The sequence below is a fragment of the Paenibacillus sp. FSL R7-0345 genome (genome assembly GCF_038595055.1).
GTDB lineage: Bacteria > Bacillota > Bacilli > Paenibacillales > Paenibacillaceae > Paenibacillus_AQ.
The window spans coordinates 762,669-780,670 of sequence record NZ_CP152002.1; the positions used below are offsets into that span (position 1 = coordinate 762,669).

9 protein-coding genes are annotated in these 18,002 nt (G+C 41.0%); 3 read left to right on the forward strand and 6 right to left on the reverse strand.

All coding sequences use genetic code 11. The features are described from left to right. Window positions 1–56: 56 nt before the first annotated feature. From NST84_RS03270 to NST84_RS03280, 3 genes are all read left to right on the forward strand, one after another. Complete coding sequence (locus tag NST84_RS03270) at window positions 57–371, forward strand: hypothetical protein (protein ID WP_342564228.1); 315 nt, start codon at window positions 57–59, stop codon at window positions 369–371. Between the two features lie 190 nt (window positions 372–561). Further along, entirely contained in the window at window positions 562–3,129 is a 2,568-nt protein-coding gene (locus tag NST84_RS03275) for a DUF262 domain-containing protein (RefSeq protein ID WP_342564229.1), read from the forward strand. Beyond that, a complete protein-coding gene (locus NST84_RS03280; protein WP_342564230.1) occupies window positions 3,113–5,854 on the forward strand; it encodes a DUF262 domain-containing protein in 2,742 nt (913 codons plus the stop codon). The genes NST84_RS03275 and NST84_RS03280 overlap by 17 nt, the downstream gene beginning before the upstream one ends. Window positions 5,855–6,278: 424 nt before the next feature. Here the strand turns inward: NST84_RS03280 and NST84_RS03285 are convergent, their stop codons facing one another. From NST84_RS03285 to NST84_RS03310, 6 genes are all read right to left on the reverse strand, one after another. Beyond that, window positions 6,279–7,349 (reverse strand): acyltransferase family protein, encoded by a 1,071-nt coding sequence (locus NST84_RS03285; protein WP_342564231.1) that lies wholly within the window; start codon window positions 7,347–7,349, stop codon window positions 6,279–6,281. A gap of 96 nt (window positions 7,350–7,445) precedes the next feature. Then, window positions 7,446–7,997 (reverse strand): GNAT family N-acetyltransferase, encoded by a 552-nt coding sequence (locus NST84_RS03290; RefSeq protein WP_342564232.1) that lies wholly within the window; start codon window positions 7,995–7,997, stop codon window positions 7,446–7,448. Continuing rightward, window positions 7,990–8,442, reverse strand: coding sequence for a helix-turn-helix domain-containing protein (locus NST84_RS03295; protein WP_342564233.1), 453 nt, complete (start codon window positions 8,440–8,442; stop codon window positions 7,990–7,992). The genes NST84_RS03290 and NST84_RS03295 overlap by 8 nt, the downstream gene beginning before the upstream one ends. A gap of 382 nt (window positions 8,443–8,824) precedes the next feature. After that, the gene (locus NST84_RS03300; RefSeq protein WP_342564234.1) at window positions 8,825–9,883 is read right to left on the reverse strand and encodes a hypothetical protein; all 1,059 of its coding nucleotides are present in this window, start codon (window positions 9,881–9,883) and stop codon (window positions 8,825–8,827) included. Next, the gene (locus NST84_RS03305; protein ID WP_342564235.1) at window positions 9,884–11,722 is read right to left on the reverse strand and encodes an HSP90 family protein; all 1,839 of its coding nucleotides are present in this window, start codon (window positions 11,720–11,722) and stop codon (window positions 9,884–9,886) included. It lies immediately after the preceding gene. Window positions 11,723–12,087: 365 nt separating this feature from the next. Beyond that, on the reverse strand, window positions 12,088–17,562 hold the full coding sequence (locus NST84_RS03310; RefSeq protein ID WP_342564236.1) for an S-layer homology domain-containing protein: 5,475 nt from the start codon (window positions 17,560–17,562) through the stop codon (window positions 12,088–12,090). Window positions 17,563–18,002 lie beyond the last annotated feature (440 nt).

Here is an 18,002-nt window from a genome sequence, read left to right on the forward strand (position 1 = left end):
ATAAGGAAATTCTAACACTTCAAATTGATGAACTAATGTCTAAGGAGTCGTAAAAAATGGAGAAGCTAACACTTAGTATTTTTGAACGGTATAACCTCCTATCTCTTGCAAAAAAACAGAAATTGGGGAAAGGTGATAGTAGCGATTTAAAACAATGGGATTATTTATTATCCAAAGCTTCATTTACACCAAAAGGATATTATATATCTGAAAGAGTAAAACATGAATACATAAACTATGTAAAGCAATATCATCCTTATGTGTATGATTATGAAAAATACTTCATGAATGATGATGTGATTAAATTTTCAGTTAAAAATGACAATAAGTTAAGAAAAATATTAATGACTTATCAAGGAAGAACATTGTAAAAGGAAAATTATAGTAAACCTGTTGAAAGATGCAATGATCGTAATTTATATTTACCCCTATCTTTTAAAGAGGGGGTTTTTGTTTGTAAATACAATAGAAGATAAGATGATAATTACGATGGGGAACATCCAACTTATTTTAGATAATGAAAATAAAAAAATATAATCCTAATAAGGAGTGATAGACTAAGTGAGTATTGAACTTTATTATAAATCGGTAAAAGAGATATTACATTTCCATTTTATTGTTCCTTCCTATCAAAGAGGCTACCGCTGGGGGAGCAAGCAGGTTGAACAACTTATTGATGATATATATAAAGAGCAAGGTAAAAAGTATTATCTTCAGCCTCTTGTTATAAGTAATGTTGCTAACTCTGAGCTGAAATGGAATGTTATAGATGGCCAACAGCGTCTAACAACAATATTTATTATAATAGGGGCTTTAAATTATTTAATCTCACAAGATCCGGGCAAAACAATTCATGATCCAAACCTAACGATGACTTTAGAATATGAGAGCCGTACAAGCAGTGCTATATTTCTGAGTTTTTTAACTGACTATAAAAACTTAGCTGATCTGCCAATGGAGGTCTTAAACCAAGAGTGTTTATGGGAAACGTTTAAACTGTATAAAATAGGAGGAGATGTAGAGAAAAATTTGGATTTTGAATACATGCTCGATGCATTTTGCACATCCGTCAATATAGTAAATGAATTATTGGGAAAAAGTGAGTTGAACAATTTAATTGTTTTAAAGCAGCGATTATTGAATGAGTGTGTTTTCATTTGGTGCCCAATCAATGCAAATGAAAATGATAAGAGAAATTCGGAAATAACACAATTTTCAAAGATAAACATGGGGAAAATAGAACTTACAGATGCAGAACTTATAAAAGCAGAGATAATGAATCCTTCACGATTAAACAATGAACTCGAAAGAAACGAGATTAAAGAAAAACAATTTGCTATTTCAGAAGTATGGTATTCTATGGAAAATGAATTGAGGAAACCGGATTTTTGGGCTTTTGTCCCTCATGAAGGCCAATATAGTATTGAAAATCATAGTAGGTCTAGAATCGATGTTTTATTCGAATATTTATTATTGGAAAATGAATTAGAACATAGGGGGGGAGTGAATAGTTATATAGAAAAATTAAGTTCATTATATAAATATTCGTTATTTGCAAGAGTGCAGCAGCTTCTAGATAATGATAATACTTGGGGTAAAATCAGAGATATTTTTGAACAATTGAAAGAGTTGTATGAAAGTGACGGAAGAACTCAAATAGAAGATGATAAAAGTAAGCATACAGCTGGGAAGGACGCTAGTATATACAATTTACTAAGTTTTATTACCCTTTATCAACAAAAAAAAGGCGAGAATAAAAGTTTTTTTTATCTGAAAAGCTATGAAACATTCTATAGATTATTAAAAAGAGATCGGGATGAACGCATCCCTTATATTAAAAGTAAAATTAGAGAAATGATGTATGGAGAAGAAAACATTGAAGATAAGATAAAACGTATCAGATATGGAAAACGTGACGAATTGCGGGAAACATTACTGTTGTATAATTTGGTGATTTTATCTAAAACAACTGGAATTGGTAATCGATATAATTTTTTGGAGCATAATAATATTAAACGTGAGTGGACTAGAGAGCATATATTTCCTCAAAATACTAGAATTTCTTTAAAAAACACACTGAAGGCACAAAAAGATCTTTTACATCTGTTTACTAGTAACCTTGATGTAAAAGACAATATTGTATTAAAGAATGAAATGATTTTTAAGTATATCAATTATTTATACGGGAAAGAGAATCTTTCCTATTCTCCCGTTAATCTTGATAACTCTGGAATAATCAATTGGACTAATGATGAGGAGGCAATTGAATTATTTATAAAACAAAAAAACGATGAGGATGAATACGAAAAAGAATATGCTAAAAAACTAATGCTGATTCAAAAATCCATAAATTTATTATCGAAAATCAAAGTTTTGGAGAAAAACAATGGATTAATATACGGAAAAAATCAGGAAGCCGTGATTAAACATATAACAACCAATAATGATATATTTAAAAGCATTGATGTGGAAAAGATTATCTCATTATTTGAAAAAGAACGTGAAAATTGCATTAGAGTTTTGAAGGAATTACTACCAAATATACAATTTACAGATTTTATTACTGGGTACGTAGATAAATATATGAATGGATCTATATTTATAATGAATTCTAAAGTTTATGAGGAGGGTCAAGAAGGAATTATAAATTTCAATAGAATATTTACAAGGATGTATGAAGCTATCATTGATAATATAGAAAGCATAAATAACATAAAGACATGTGCCCATTATCTTCCTTTGTTAAAGGAAATACTCACCCTAGTAAACCAGTCAATCGAAGTTGAGGTAAGTCGGTTTTTTAAAGATGATTTTAATTATTTAATGTCTGATAATTCAATTGGAAATATGGCATTGTTAGATAATATAGTAAATGGAAGCGAAAGTGTCGGCAATAAACCATTTAATAAAAAAAAGGATGCAATCTTCAAAAAAATGAAATCGGGAGAATTTATCCCTTTGGCAACTATTTTAGCCTTTACAAATGTATATGCAAAAAAACGATTTACAAATGAATACTGGATGTTTGAGAGTAGATATGAATATGTGTATGATATTATTTCAACAATTAAAGATTTTCTAGAATATAACAAGGATGGGAAGGGTAAAAGGAATGTTAATAAAGGATGAATATGTCTTAACCATACCCAAACAAGAATATTCCTTATATAGATTATTAGAGGAATATAATATATGTATACCTGCCATTCAACGAGATTATGTTCAGGGACTGAATGAGGTAAGTATAAAAAACAAAAGATTAAGAATGATCCAAGATGTAAAAGAGAGCTTACAGTCTAGAAAACAATTGAGTCTGAATATTGTATATGGTTTGCATGAAGGTGAAGGTGATAACCTTACATTTTATCCTATTGATGGACAACAGAGGCTTACGTTCTTATATTTGCTGCATTGGTATTTGGCACTAATCTCAGCAGAGGGAGAATTTGAGCGCTTTTGCGAGCTGAAGTCTTTTTCCTATGAGACAAGAAATTATGCGAATGAATTTTTTAGCTTTTTGAGAATTAAGGACAATAAAGAAATGTGGCTAAATATTTTTAAAAGCCGTGATCGCCATAAACGCACACTGTTAGAGCAAATTAAATTGAAAGCGTGGTTTAAGTCTCAGTGGCTTACAGATACTACGGTTATTTCTATTATTAATGTGTTTAGCGATTTTATAGACAATCTTGAAACAAAAATTGATGTTTCTAAGGCCGCGGAATTTTATGATCAATTAAAAACTAGTACTTTAATTTGTTTTGATTTTCTTTCTGAATTGGCTAAAGATGCAGAACTTACTGCTTCTACCAATTATATTCGATTAAATGCCCGGGGAAAGCAGCTGGATGAATTTGAAAATGTAAAAGCAATTTTATCTTTGTTAGAGAACAAATTGGGAGGCGAAATTAAAGAATATCAGAAGTTTGTATACCAATATGATCAGAAGTATATTGATATTTTCTATAAGGAATGCTCAGAAGAGACGAAATTAGAAGAAAAAACAAAACAAATTAATGATAAAACCCTCAGACTGTTGATGAGTACATATATCTTTTTGCGATCTATTAGAGGTGAAGCCAAGGATGAACATATAACATTCGATACTTATTATTCTATTATATATTATGAATCCCAAGAAGATGAAATCTCAGGATTTTGGAAAGAGTATTTTGAGTTTTTGAATATTTTGCTAACAACAATAGCTGGTGATGGTAGAATTCAAAAACGCTTGACATTATTTTGGGAACAAGTGTATGAGCCTAAGACAAATGATTCTGATAACCTGGTATCTAGCTTGCGGTATGTTTATTATTATTACAAATCACAACAGCAATATCTCAATATAGATAAGCTTGAACAATTGGATTATGTACTTCTTAATTTGAAATATAGGGAGTGGAGACAGAACGGGTTTCAAACAATTGAATTACTTGCTCGGTATAGTGCATATTATCCAGATGTATTCGAATTTTTTGCTCAAGAAACACTAGATAAAGTGATTGCAAAGTTGAATGTAAATAAGGAAAATTGTGAGATTACTGATGTAAATGATATAAAAGTAAGATTTAAAGAGCAGTGTATAAAAGCGAGTATTATAAAGCGGTTAAATGAAGATTACCAGCTGTTTGCATCGTTAGAAGGTAAATCGGGCAAACGGCAAATTCAATATTTATTAAGTATAGCTAACATGTGGGTAAATGAAATTACAAAAGAGAAAATAGATGTTTTATTGCGATATATGGAGATAGCAGAAAGATTTCTTTGCAGTCAGTCAAAACAAGAACAGCTACTTTGGAAAAAGCTCTTTGCTGTAGCGAGTTACTGGGATGTAAACAATAATCATTTATTAACGTCCTATATGATAAACCAACAAATAAGTGCTAAGGATCGGTCAGGAAAACGAAATGTTCATTATTGGAATAATGACTATTATTTCATAAATGATGATATAGAAGATAAAGAAAAGGAAGGTCATAAGCTAAATGAGCATAAATATGAGCTTGTAAAAAGAGCATATGATATTTGGATCTCCTATGGATTATCAGATGAACAGCAGAGGAAAGTTTGGTTAAAGGATCAATTTGCTGATTCGGCATATGAAGCAAGTTGGTTAAAATATGCAATTGATAGAAATCGTCTGGAGCTATTAGATAACACTGTTTCGTATGACGATGCGCAGGAAAGAGTTTATATCGATATTAAGCATAATTATAGAAATCCCAATTGGAGATATAATTTTTTTTCCACAGTGTATATGTTTGATTTTTTAGAGAATCAACCAGAATACAAACATAATATGTATAACGCTTACGTTTGGGACTATTATGGGAGAGCATTTTCTGCAGATTCTATTGAAAATGGAACTCATTTTTATCCAAATCTAAAAATTATCAACCAGTTTGGTTTGCGGTTGCTCTGGGATGGTTTTAGACGGAAAGAATTATCTTACAAATTTGGTGAGCAATCATGGGAAGTAAGAGGTGTTTTTGGTTATAACCACTCTATTGATTTCCCACACGGACCTAATTCTAATATCACGATTACCCATAAAGACGTTATAATTACAGAATTTTTAAAAGGGAATCAATATAAGCAGTATATATATAATCTTGATAAGTCCAGTGAATTATCCGAAATTGAAGATAGAATACAGGATTTCAAAGTGAAGATTAATGGACTTAAATATACAACAGATGCTGAATATGAACATTGGTCTAGCCGCAATTACTCATACAATTATAATGAAGTATACAGATATCATTATAAGAATAGTATCATAACCCAAATAAATAAGGAGAACTTTGTTGATATCGAAAACATCCAATTTATTAAATGCAATAATCTCCTTTAAATTAGAGCAAGTATTGGAGGCAATGGTGACATACTTTGTAGTTTGGGTCCATGACACAAATAATTAGATATATGCTTCATTACAGTGGAGATCTAAAATATAATTGATGTAAAATTGATGTAAAACATCAACAGAACCACCCGGAAACCAGCCATCCAGAATGGAAGTCCATTGTCTAAAAGCCCGTCAGATCAAGGCTTCCGCGTATTGCAACAGATCACATCCTAGTGCTATATGTTCCCGCATACGGTGCATGTGGAGAGCGTTGTGTTGATGGAAAGACAATAAAACATATGGATCATAAACTATTTAAAGCCACTGAGCGCGTATATAGCATTCAGTGGCTTTACTATGTGGAAATGTCAACGCACCATTATGGGAACAAGATAATATTACGTTTGAAGCCAATGGTTGTGCCCTATATTTACCTTTCCTTTGTTTTTAATTGCTTCCACACGTTGCTAAGTATATAGGAGGCAAATAAAATAGAAATAAGGAGCATGACTTCTGTTAAGTGGGATAGGGAAATGGAGAATAGTGTAGATAAAAACCCGATTATTGTCCATTGGATGACATAGACTGAATTGATATTTTTACTTAAGCCAGACATAAAAGTAATAAATAGCCCCTCTATTCTATTAAATAGTAAATGTAAAAGACCGATCCATCCAATCACCAGGATAATGTTGAAAATCATACCTATAAATGTCATAAAGAAGAAGGAATTTTCATCACCAAACATTCCTTTTTTTGCGATATAGCTATAAGTAATATAGGTTACGGAAATTACGAGTGCGACAGGTGTAACCATAAGGAAAAACCCTCGCTTATCTTTTAAATACCGATACAAGTGAGCAAAGTAAAACCCTGCAACAACAAAAATGATCCAGTTCACAAATGGGAATGTCACATGACCATTTGTTGGTATGAACAGACCCACAATATCAGCAATGACATAGTTGGCGGATCTGTAAAACGCAAAATTTCCTATTAGTGAACATATTAGGGCGATGAATATAACGGCTTTAGCCGGAATGTTAAATTGCTTGACGATTCCAATAAAAACGAATGCCAAAGCTGCGAATTGGAGAATATCCATCATAAGAAAATTATGTAGTGCAGTTATATGGAAGGCGTCTCCATAAATGAGTGTTCGAATGCTTTCAGGGATGATCCACCTGCTGACATTCAGAGCAAATCCAATGATAAAAAGATGTAAACCTCTTTTGAATAAATTGGAGGGATGGTTATTCCTGGAATAGGTTATGCCCATCCCCATAGTAAACATAAATACAGGAGCAGCAAAAGGAGAACCTAAAATACTGACAGCGAAATCTTCAAAAGCACCATACGTTGGAACATTAAACACACCAAGGATATGCTGCCATATCATAAATATAACTGCTAGCCCTTTTGCGATGTCCAATTCCTTCTGCCGCCCACTGTTTACGGCTTCCTCCCCAAAAAAACTTTTTAAATGATTGACTATGGACATATAAACCTCCTATTATACGAAACATAATGCATAGAACCCCAAGTGGATGGCATGGTGCCTGCCAAAGATTGTCCCTTACTTTCTCTTTTGTGAAAGCTAATCTGCTTTATGAGTCTTGTTTTTCATAAACTTAATAAAATTGAAAAATCCGTCATCAAAACCGTCACTATCATCAGAGAGGTCTTCTTGCTGTCCATGGGGATCTGGATGGTGTTCACAGAAAAACTCATTGATTTGAAAGCCGCATTTATTCACATAAAAGTGAATGTTTCGCTTCTCAAAATAAGGTGTGCCCGTTTGCCAGATTTCGGTTTCGGGATATTTCTCTTCGATGGCTCTCCACACCTCAAAACCGATACCTTTGCTGTGATGTTCCGGATCGATAAAGAAGAAATCCAAATGATTATGGTTTGATAAGTGATTAATGGACACAATGATGCCGCCGACACGCTGACCACTTTTGTAGACGTTATAGGTTTCTGCCTCTTTGTTGTAATAATTTCTTTCAATGTCTTGATCAGATGGAATAGGCTCGTCGGAAGCTTTTTCATTCATTGCTATTATCGCTAGAGAAAAAGCGGTCTGGAGTCTCTTCTTAAATTCATCTAATGCTAATTCAATTACGGGTTCAAATGTGATTTCATTCATGTTTACTTTCTCCATTTATGTTTTTTAGTGAATTTTCAAGTGATAAGACAAATTGAGAAATCGCTTCCGTCACGATATCTGCACATGGCTCTAAAGTGTGTTTAAAAGCATTGGCCTCTTTTTGGAAAAGATCGGAGAAGATTGCTGTAAGATAGGCATTTCCAGATTCTGTTATGAACAATTCCTTTTCTTTGTGGCCGGTAGGGACGAGATCAATATAGCCTAACTTTACAAATTTTTTGGTGACGGAGTTGATTGTCGTGCGAGGTACCTGCCAGTCGTCACAGATTTGGCGTTGTGAATGTGGTTTCCCGTCTGAAAGGGCATATAATAGCACAAACTCATTCTCATGAACCCCAATTTGTTTAGCAATAGAATAATATAAACCGTCAAGTTTATTGATTGCGATCATAAAATCCAATATTTTCATGCGTTCAGAATTCATAGTTGTTCTCCTTGTAAGTACGATATCGGATTAATTATAATACGATATCGTATTTTTTCAATAGGTTGAGATTGATTAAGTTTAAAAATCATTTGTTTTTACCATGCGTAACGAATCGGATATAATGGGACAGTGATCTAAAGGGTGAATACAGTCACAGCTTAGTTTAAGCTACCGTCAGCACTCATCCTATGTGGAGGCTGTTTGTTCCTTAATTTATAAGGTTTTTTTAATAAAAATAATAGACCGCATGCCTTTGCCGGCAGGGCGGTCTATTATTTTATTGGACAGCAGCGCTACGATAAGCGCATCAAAGGTTAGTATAAGGCATCATTAACACTGTTCCTATATTAAGATTGTGAACACAGAACAAGAACATATACTACAATCGTTGCAGGAGTGCGGTATAGTAATCGTTACCGTTTCGCTTATCCAGTTTTTCCGCGGTGGCGAGAGCGGCTTGCTGGAAGTGCTTCGCAAGCAACGTTACCTCCCCGGACTGGTGCTCACACGGGTGTCCTGCCGGAAGCTTGACCTGGAACTTGATGGATTCTCCCGCCAGCTGGCGGAACAGCTTGGCCGAATAGGCGTTGAATATCATCCGGTCGACCGGGTTCTCATGATCGAGAGAGGAGGCGATATACTCTTCAAAAACCTCCAGCGCCTTGATTGGATCGGTCAAGGTCAGGTATCCGATGTGCTCTCCCTGGTGATACAGAAAGTCGCGGTTACCCTTTACCAGTTTGAAGCCCTTCTTCTGAAGCTTATCCGCTTCCTGCTGGCGGCCCAGCCGCAGGAGGGGGAACAGTACCTTCGAGATGGTCACATGGGGCACCTCGCCGCAGCTCATTTTACCTTTGAGAATCGGCTCGGCTGCCTTCACGGTCCCTTCGTCGTCTCCCCGCTTCGCCAGAAACTCGACAAGGCGGTTCTGCTCACAGGCCGGACAATCGCTCATCTCATCCCGATCCATGGCCTGTACGATGTTCCATTCTGCCTGCGAATGGTTCAGCTCCCCAACCTCTGCGAAGATGTGCGCCCGGTAGTAGTGATAGGAACGGCTGCTATAGCCTTCGGCCGCAAAGCGTATCCTCATGTCCTCCAGCAGATTATCAATCTGGACACGGCTAATATCGGCAAAAGAGGTGATGCGGTCCAGAACCCACTTGTAGGACCACAGCAGGGTGGAGCTATCAAACCGGTCCGGATTTTTGTCATACTGTCCCAATTGCCAGGAAAAGGCGACTAATGCCTTCATTGGATAGCCGTGGAAGCTGCCCGTCTCTACGATTTCACTGCGGGCTTCAAAGCCCTGATCGATATCCCCTGCGGCATCTGCCACCCGTACCGCCTGCTCCAGCAGCTCCAGCTTAGCTTTTCCTCCGGGCATGTCGTAGGCTTCATCCATCAGCTCTTCGAAACTCATCTCGGTAAGATTCATCTATACGTCTCCTCCTGTTGAATGACTGGCCGTCATACCCCAATCAATGAATTGGATGATGCCTTTGTTCAGAAGCGCTATCTCCTGACGGTTCATCGGATAATGTCCCATCATTAGCGCATTGCAGTACAGCATCTCGACAATAGACGGCAGCATCGCCTTGTGTGCCGGATGAAAGGCCCGCTCAATGACGGGATTGTTCAGGTTAAAGTAGAGCGTTGCGTATGCCGCATCTTTTAATGTAGCACCCAGGCTGCCCAGAACGGAGGACAGAGCATCGGTGCTCACTTCTTTGGCCGCCTCCATAACACGCCACTGGGCAGACTCCTGGGACAGCGTGTAAAGCACAGGAATCTCCTCTGGCTTGAAGCGGCGAAGCTGCACCTGGCAGCGGAATTTCTGCAGCACACTATCCGCCAATCTTATGGATTCATAGTAGTCAAGCCGCTCTTGAGGTGTAATATCGGTAAAAGATAACGATACCTCTTCCGGCAGCAACCGCTCCGTCTGCACATCCGGGTCAATTAGGGGCAGCAGGGAGAGCAGCTCGGCATCATAAATATACCCGCCATTCACCACCAGCATGGATTGGGCCGAAGCCACATGGGTAATCTGGCGGTATTCGTCCAGAGTAGCAGTAAAGTAAAGCGGGGACTGCAGCTTCAGCTCGCCAAGCGGCTTCGTACCAAACGTGCTCTCAAACGGGAGCCACTCGTGAATAATCGAGTAGAACGACGAATCTACCACCGCGAGGGCCTTCATGGATAAGGCGTGCAGTGAAATGATGGACTGCAGGCGATCCGGATCATATTCCGCCATCCGCATCAATTCCTGACGAAGGGTGTTCCCCAGTTCTTCCCGCACCTGTTCCAGCTGGACGTTTTCATAGAAATGCTCCCGGGAAGCGGTCGGCTGCAGCTCATCGGTCCAGATCATGCATTTGACGAAGAACGCCCAGTCCGGCAGGACATTGCCGGCGGCTTCGGAGACCAGCATGTGCTTCAGGTACACCCGGTGATTGCGTTTGGCGCCCAGGTTCACTGCCTGCGGCAGGATGAAGGCAATACCTCCTGTCCGGCCTGAGGAGGTGTGCAGGGGAATGAAATCGCGGAACGTCTCCCCGAGCACCTGCTTGCCAAAGGCCAGCACCTCGCTGCGATGCTTCCGGGCCAGCTGCGGATCTTTGACCCATAGCGGGGAAGGCGGATTAATTAAGCGAGTGGCTTGGTTGGACACCAACTCGATGGGATAAGGCAGCAGAGCACCATAATGGAACAGCCATTCTTGCAGATTGTCTGTCTTGAAGTACGGCTCGGAGCCTTCTTTGCAACGCAAAAAAACTTTGGTTCCCGGAGTGTGTATCCCTTCGAGCTTGCGGATCGTATAGGTTCCGTCCGGCTTCCCGCGCCATTCCAGTGCAGGTCCGCCCTTGGCGGATTGTGTAACCAGGACGATATCGTCACTTACCATAAAGCAGGACAAGAGCCCGATGCCAAACCGCCCGATAAAAGAGGTGTTGGTCTGAAGAAAATCCTCGCCCCGCTTGGAGGATTGTCCGATCATCGCCAGGAACTCATGAATATCCGACTCGTCTAACCCGATCCCGTTATCTTCTACTAATAGGGTCGCCCCGGTTGAAGCCTCGCTTACTTCGACATGAATCCTGCCCTCGTATTCATCCTGGGAATAGGCCTGCCGTGCAGTAATCGCATCTATGCCATTTTGCAGCAGCTCCCTCAAAAATACCTTCGGGCTGCTATACAAATGGTTAGACAAAATGTTGATCATGCCACTTAAGTTAACCTGAAAGCGATATGTATCCTGGGTTTGATTATTCATTTTTGTTCTCCTATCTTGTAATAATTGCACTTATCATCCACAGGAAGGACAACTGTATTGTCCTTTATGCCAACAACAGACCGTTATGTAGGCGGATGCCGCTCTATATATTACCCCTAAGCTGCTTTTTAAGAATCAGATATTCCCAATAAAATCCCATATTTATACAAACTTTTAAACGTGGCTTTGTTCCGAATAATTAATATGCCCCTGCAACTAATGGTTGCAGGGGCATTACTTTCAGGGTAGAGAGGGATCCTCTCGAAAAGATATGCTGTCTCCGAATTTCAATCGCTGAGCGGTTTAATCATCCGAAAATGTGGAGACAGCAGCAATTGCAATTGGAGGAACAATCTGTTCGTGGCCTAATTTTCGAAGAACTGGCTTTTATCTGTTCCAGTAATGGTTAATGTTATCTCTGCAGAGTTTGCGACAAGTTGGAATTGGGTATCATTTACTTTTTTTGCTGTGACGGATACTGATGCTAGTTGATAATTTAGATCACTGACCAAGTCATCCATATCGAGATACTCCCATTCTAACAAAATAGTTGCTGTGTTGGTGCCGTCACTGATGTTAAACGTACGGTTTTTGGTGCGATCTTCGTCAGTACCGGTGTAATGGTTATTATCAAAGAAAAATGACCAGTCATTCCCGCCTAATGTAACAGAAGCATCTGATCCCGTTTTAAAGGTGGTTATAAAGAACGTGTCTCCGAACCCCATTCCAGCTACTGTCCGGTTCCCTAAATTGATTCCATGTGCATTATAGTAGTCTTGGATAAAACTATCTACCGCTGAGCCCACTACCTGTCCTGAGCTAAATCCATTTAACGGAATATTCCAGGTTAGGTCAACGGGAATTGTAACCGTTCCATCACTTATAGTGAAATGTTTCGGATTACTTTGGAAATCCGTTGAGGTTATCTTTTTGCTTTCTTTCCTCGCTTGTGTAGCATATTCGAATGAGAAGTCAAAATTTGTTACGGCTTTACTTGTAATACTCTCAGGTTCAATATTCTCCGCTTGAACATTGATTGTAAATTCTTTTGTATCAGAAACAGTTCCTGAGGTAATTGTCGCTATGAGCACTACGTCAGTATTAGCTGGTAATCCTGCTCGGTTAATACTCCCCGTTGAAATATTTACAATTGATGATTGTACTGAATCTTTTAATATCCAAGTAACAGCGGCGCCATCTTGAACACTTGGCAATGTAACTTTATCATCGGTTCCATTGTACGTTACATTCAAATTCTGTTTAGCCGTTGCTACTAACTCCAGCTCAGCAATAGCTGCCTCCGCATCCGTCAATCTAGCGATATCTCCCACAAGCGTTTTCTGGGCAGGGGTTAAGGCATTCAAATCCGTACGTGCTTTAACGACAGCCGTTTTGTCGGCTAGAATGACTTCTGCTTTTGCAGGCAAGGCAGCGATTTGGTCCTTCACCAGGGTTGCTGCGGCCAGGTCAAGAACAGCTTGAGCTTCCAGCTCAGCAATCGCTGTCTCCGCATCCGTCAATCTAGCAATATCTCCCACCAGCGTCTTCTGGGCAGGGGTTAAGGTATCCAAATCCGTACGTGCTTTAACGACAGCTGTTTTGTTGGCTAGAATGACTTCTGCTTTTGCAGGCAAGGCAGCGATTTGGTCCTTCACCAGGGTTGCTGCAGCCAGATCAAGAGCAGCTTGAGCTTCCAGCTCAGCAATCGCTGCCTCCGCATCCGTCAATCTGGCAATATCTCCCACCAGCGTCTTCTGGGCAGGGGTTAAAGCATCCAAATCCGTACGTGCTTTAACGACAGTTGTTTTGTCGGCTAGAATGACTGCTGCTTTTGCAGGCAAGGCAGCGATTTGGTCCTTCACCAGGGTTGCTGCAGCCAGATCAAGAGCAGCTTGAGCTTCCAGCTCAGCAATCGCTGTCTCCGCATCCGTCAATCTAGCAATATCTCCCACCAGCGTCTTCTGGGCAGGGGTTAAAGCATCCAAATCCGTACGTGCTTTAACGACAGCTGTTTTGTCGGCTAGAGTGAGTTCTGCTTTTGCAGGCAAGGCAGCGATTTGGTCCTTCACCAGGGTTGCTGCAGCCAGATCAAGAGCAGCTTGAGCTTCCAGCTCAGCAATCGCTGCCTCCGCATCCGTCAATCTGGCAATATCTCCCACCAGCGTCTTCTGGGCAGGGGTTAAAGCATCCAAATCCGTACGTGCTTTAACGACAGCTGTTTTGTCGGCTAGAATGACTGCTGCTTTTGCAGGCAAGGCAGCGATTTGGTCCTTCACCAGGGTTGCTGCAGCCAGATCAAGAGCAGCTTGAGCTTCCAGCTCAGCAATAGCTGCTTCCGCATCCGTCAATCTAGCAATATCTCCCACCAGCGTCTTCTGGGCAGGGGTTAAGGCATCCAAATCCGTACGTGCTTTAACGACAGCTGTTTTGTTGGCTAGAATGACTGCTGCTTTTGCAGGCAAGGCAGCGATTTGGTCCTTCACCAGGGTTGCTGCAGCCAGATCAAGAGCAGCTTGAGCTTCCAGCTCAGCAATAGCTGCTTCCGCATCCGTCAATCTAGCAATATCTCCCACCAGCGTTTTCTGGGCAGGTGTTAAAGCATCCAAATCCGTACGTGCATTAACGACAGCTGTTTTGTTGGCTAGAATGATTTCTGCTTTTGCAGGCAAGGCAGCGATTTGGTCCTTCACCCGGGTTGCTGCAGCCAGATCAAGAGCAGCTTGAGCTTCCAGCTCAGCAATAGCTGCTTCCGCATCCGTCAATCTAGCAATATCTCCTACCAGCGTCTTCTGGGCAGGGGTTAAAGCATCCAAATCCGTACGTGCATTAACGACAGCTGTTTTGTTGGCTAGAATGACTGCTGCTTTTGCAGGCAAGGCAGCGATTTGCTCCTTCACCCAGGTTGCTGCGGCCAGGTCAAGAGCAGCTTGAGCTTCTAACTCAGCAATCGCTGCTTCCGCATCCGTCAATCTAGAAATATCTCCCACAAGCGTTTTCTGGGCAGGGGTTAAAGCATCCAAATCCGTACGTGCTTTAACGACAGCTGTTTTGTTGGCTAGAATGAGTTCTGCTTTTGCAGGCAAGGCAGCGATTTGGTTCTTCACCTTAGTTGCTGCAGCCAGATCAAGAGCAGCTTGAGCTTCTAACTCAGCAATAGCTGTCTCCGCATCGGTCAATCTAGCAATATCTCCCACAAGCGTTTTCTGGGCAGGGGTTAAAGCATCCAAATCCGTACGTGCTTTAACGACAGCTGTTTTGTCGGCTAGAATGATTTCTGGTTTTGCAGGCAAGGCTGCGATTTGGTCCTTCACCAGGGTTGCTGCAGCCAGATCAAGAGCAGCTTGAGCTTCTAACTCAGCAATAGCTGCCTCCGCATCCGTCAATCTAGCGATATCTCCTACCAGCGTCTTCTGGGCAGGGGTTAAGGCATTCAAATCCGTACGTGCTTTAACGACAGCTGTTTTGTTGGCTAGAATGACTTCTGCTTTTGCAGGCAAGGCAGCGATTTGGTCCTTCACCCGGGTTGCTGCAGCCAGATCAAGAGCAGCTTGAGCTTCCAGCTCAGCAATCGCTGCCTCCGCATCCGTCAATCTAGCGATATCTTCTACCAGCGTCTTCTGGGCAGGGGTTAAAGCATCCAAATCCGTACGTGCTTTAACGACAGCCGTTTTGTCGGCTAGAATGACTTCTGCTTTTGCAGGCAAGGCAGCGATTTGGTCCTTCACCAGGGTTGCTGCGGCCAGGTCAAGAACAGCTTGAGCTTCCAGCTCAGCAATCGCTGTCTCCGCATCCGTCAATCTAGCAATATCTCCCACCAGCGTCTTCTGGGCAGGGGTTAAGGTATCCAAATCCGTACGTGCTTTAACGACAGCTGTTTTGTTGGCTAGAATGACTTCTGCTTTTGCAGGCAAGGCAGCGATTTGGTCTTTTACCCGGGTTGCTGCGGCTAGGTCAAGAGCAGCTTGAGCTTCCAGCTCACCAATAGCGGCCTCCGCATCTGTCAACCTAACAATATCACCTACCAGCGTCTTCTGGGCAGGTGTTAAAGCATCCAAATCCGTACGTGCTTTAACGACAGCTGTTTTGTCGGCTAGAATGATTTCTGCTTTTGCAGGCAAGGCAGCGATTTGGTCTTTCACCAGGGTTGCTGCAGCCAGATCAAGAGCAGCTTGAGCTTCCAGCTCAGCAATAGCTGTCTCCGCATCGGTCAATCTAGCAATATCTCCCACAAGCGTTTTCTGGGCAGGTGTTAAGGCATCCAAATTCGTACGTGCTTTAACTACAGCTGTTTTGTCAGCTAGAGTCAGTTCTGCTTTTGCAGGCAAGGCAGCGATTTGGTCTTTCACCTGGGTTGCTGCAGCCAAATCAAGAGCAGCTTGAGCTTCCAGCTCAGCAATAGCTGTCTCCGCATCGGTCAATCTAGCAATATCTCCCACAAGCGTTTTCTGGGCAGGTGTTAAGGCATCCAAATCCGTACGTGCTTTAACGACAGCTGTTTTGTTGGCTAGAATGACTTCTGCTTTTGCAGGCAAGGCAGCGATTTGGTCCTTCACCCGGGTTGCTGCAGCCAGATCAAGAGCAGCTTGAGCTTCTAGCTCAGCAATAGCTGTCTCCGCATCGGTCAATCTAGCAATATCTCCCACAAGCGTTTTCTGGGCAGGTGTTAAGGCATCCAAATCCGTACGTGCTTTAACGACAGCTGTTTTGTCGGCTAGAATGACTTCTGCTTTTGCAGGCAAGGCAGCGATTTGATCCTTCACCTTAGTTGCTGTAGCCAGGTCAAGAGCAGCTTGAGCTTCCAGCTCAGCAATAGCGGCCTCCGCATCCGTCAATCTAGTAATATCTCCTACCAGCGTCTTCTGGGCAGGTGTTAAGGCATCCAAATTCGTACGTGCTTTAACTACAGCTGTTTTGTCAGCTAGAATGACTGCTGCTTTTGCAGGCAAGGCAGCGATTTGATCCTTCACCTTAGTTGCTGCTTCTAGATCTGCTGAATTTTGTGGTGTCGGGGTAGGAGTGGGTGCCGGCGTTGTTGTTGGTGTAGAAATAGGTGTTGGTGTTGGTATAGGTGTAGATGTAGGTATTGGTGTCGATGCCGTCGTTGTTGGTGTAGATATAGGTGTCGGCGTTGGTGTTGGTGTTGGTGTAGGTGTAGTTGTCGGCGTCGGTGTCGGTGTCGGTGTCGGTGTCACAGACTTTTGTTCATCAATCTTAGTCTTTTCGGTTAAAAACTTAGAAGCGACAATAGCTACATCCTGACGGCTAGCATTATTAACCGGGTTGAAGGTGCCATCGGGATTTCCATTCATAAGGCCCAATTCAACGGCAGCACCAACTGCATCTTTAGCCCAGCTGGCAATTGAATTAGCATCTGAAAATTTTAAATTCTGTCCTTTTCCGGTACTGTTAACACCTAATGCATTCACAAAGATTACAGCCATTTGTTCACGGGTGAGGCTTTGATTGGCACCAAATGTTCCATTACCCATACCTTTAAAAAGGCCTGCTTTAACTGCAGCTTCTACGGCAGAAAAGGCATAACTGTTTACCGGGACGTCTGTGAAAGTAGAGGATTGTGGAGGGGTGCTAAGGTTCAAATTGAGAGCCTTCGCCAGTATAATAGCAAAGTCCTGTCGTTTAATATTACTTGTCGGATTGAATTTGCCGTCACCAGTACCATTGATAATTCCTTTTTCGACTAACTCAATAATGGCATCTTTGGCATAGCTGTTTGAGATATCGGTCAAAGACTCCGCTGCAGATGTATGTGGTACCAGGGCACCAAGCAAAGCAGCTGTAGATAGGAGCGATATCGACTTCACTTTAAATTTTTTCTTCATAAATGTCTCCTTAAATTGTAATTATTAAAATTTTAAATACATAACGTGACTGATCCCTGTCACATTCGCTTCTTTGGCTCCCCCTAGCATGGAATATTCAAGTATGTATTCGTGCCTTTCTATACGTCATAGGCCACTCGTTAGTGGATCACAGTTAAATGAATGTCTCTAGTATCAATATCGGACAGTCCAAATCTTCATTGAATAGGTTCGCAAGAAAGCCAAAATATTTCGATCAATCGGCTTATCTTTTGAACCGTGTAAGATGAATATGCTAATAGCATCTTTTTTTGCTAATGCAGAATCAGATAAGAAGTGATCTATTTGCGTATTATATTAAAATGATTCGTGCATTACCCGTATTTAGACTTTCCCCTCCTGTTGTTATTATGAGAGCTGTTACAGCAGCAGGGCTGCATTCAAATGTCATGGCTGCAGAT

What these genes read in the sequence shown, in the direction of transcription:
- NST84_RS03300 (WP_342564234.1), bottom strand. Translation starts at nt 9,883, where the DNA reads ATGAATCTTACCGAGATGAGTTTCGAAGAGCTGATGGATGAAGCCTAC.
- NST84_RS03310 (WP_342564236.1), bottom strand. Translation starts at nt 17,562, where the DNA reads ATGAAGAAAAAATTTAAAGTGAAGTCGATATCGCTCCTATCTACAGCT.
- NST84_RS03305 (WP_342564235.1), bottom strand. Translation starts at nt 11,722, where the DNA reads ATGAATAATCAAACCCAGGATACATATCGCTTTCAGGTTAACTTAAGT.
- NST84_RS03290 (WP_342564232.1), bottom strand. Translation starts at nt 7,997, where the DNA reads ATGAATGAAATCACATTTGAACCCGTAATTGAATTAGCATTAGATGAA.
- NST84_RS03280 (WP_342564230.1), top strand. Translation starts at nt 3,113, where the DNA reads ATGTTAATAAAGGATGAATATGTCTTAACCATACCCAAACAAGAATAT.
- NST84_RS03285 (WP_342564231.1), bottom strand. Translation starts at nt 7,349, where the DNA reads ATGTCCATAGTCAATCATTTAAAAAGTTTTTTTGGGGAGGAAGCCGTA.
- NST84_RS03270 (WP_342564228.1), top strand. Translation starts at nt 57, where the DNA reads ATGGAGAAGCTAACACTTAGTATTTTTGAACGGTATAACCTCCTATCT.
- NST84_RS03295 (WP_342564233.1), bottom strand. Translation starts at nt 8,442, where the DNA reads ATGAATTCTGAACGCATGAAAATATTGGATTTTATGATCGCAATCAAT.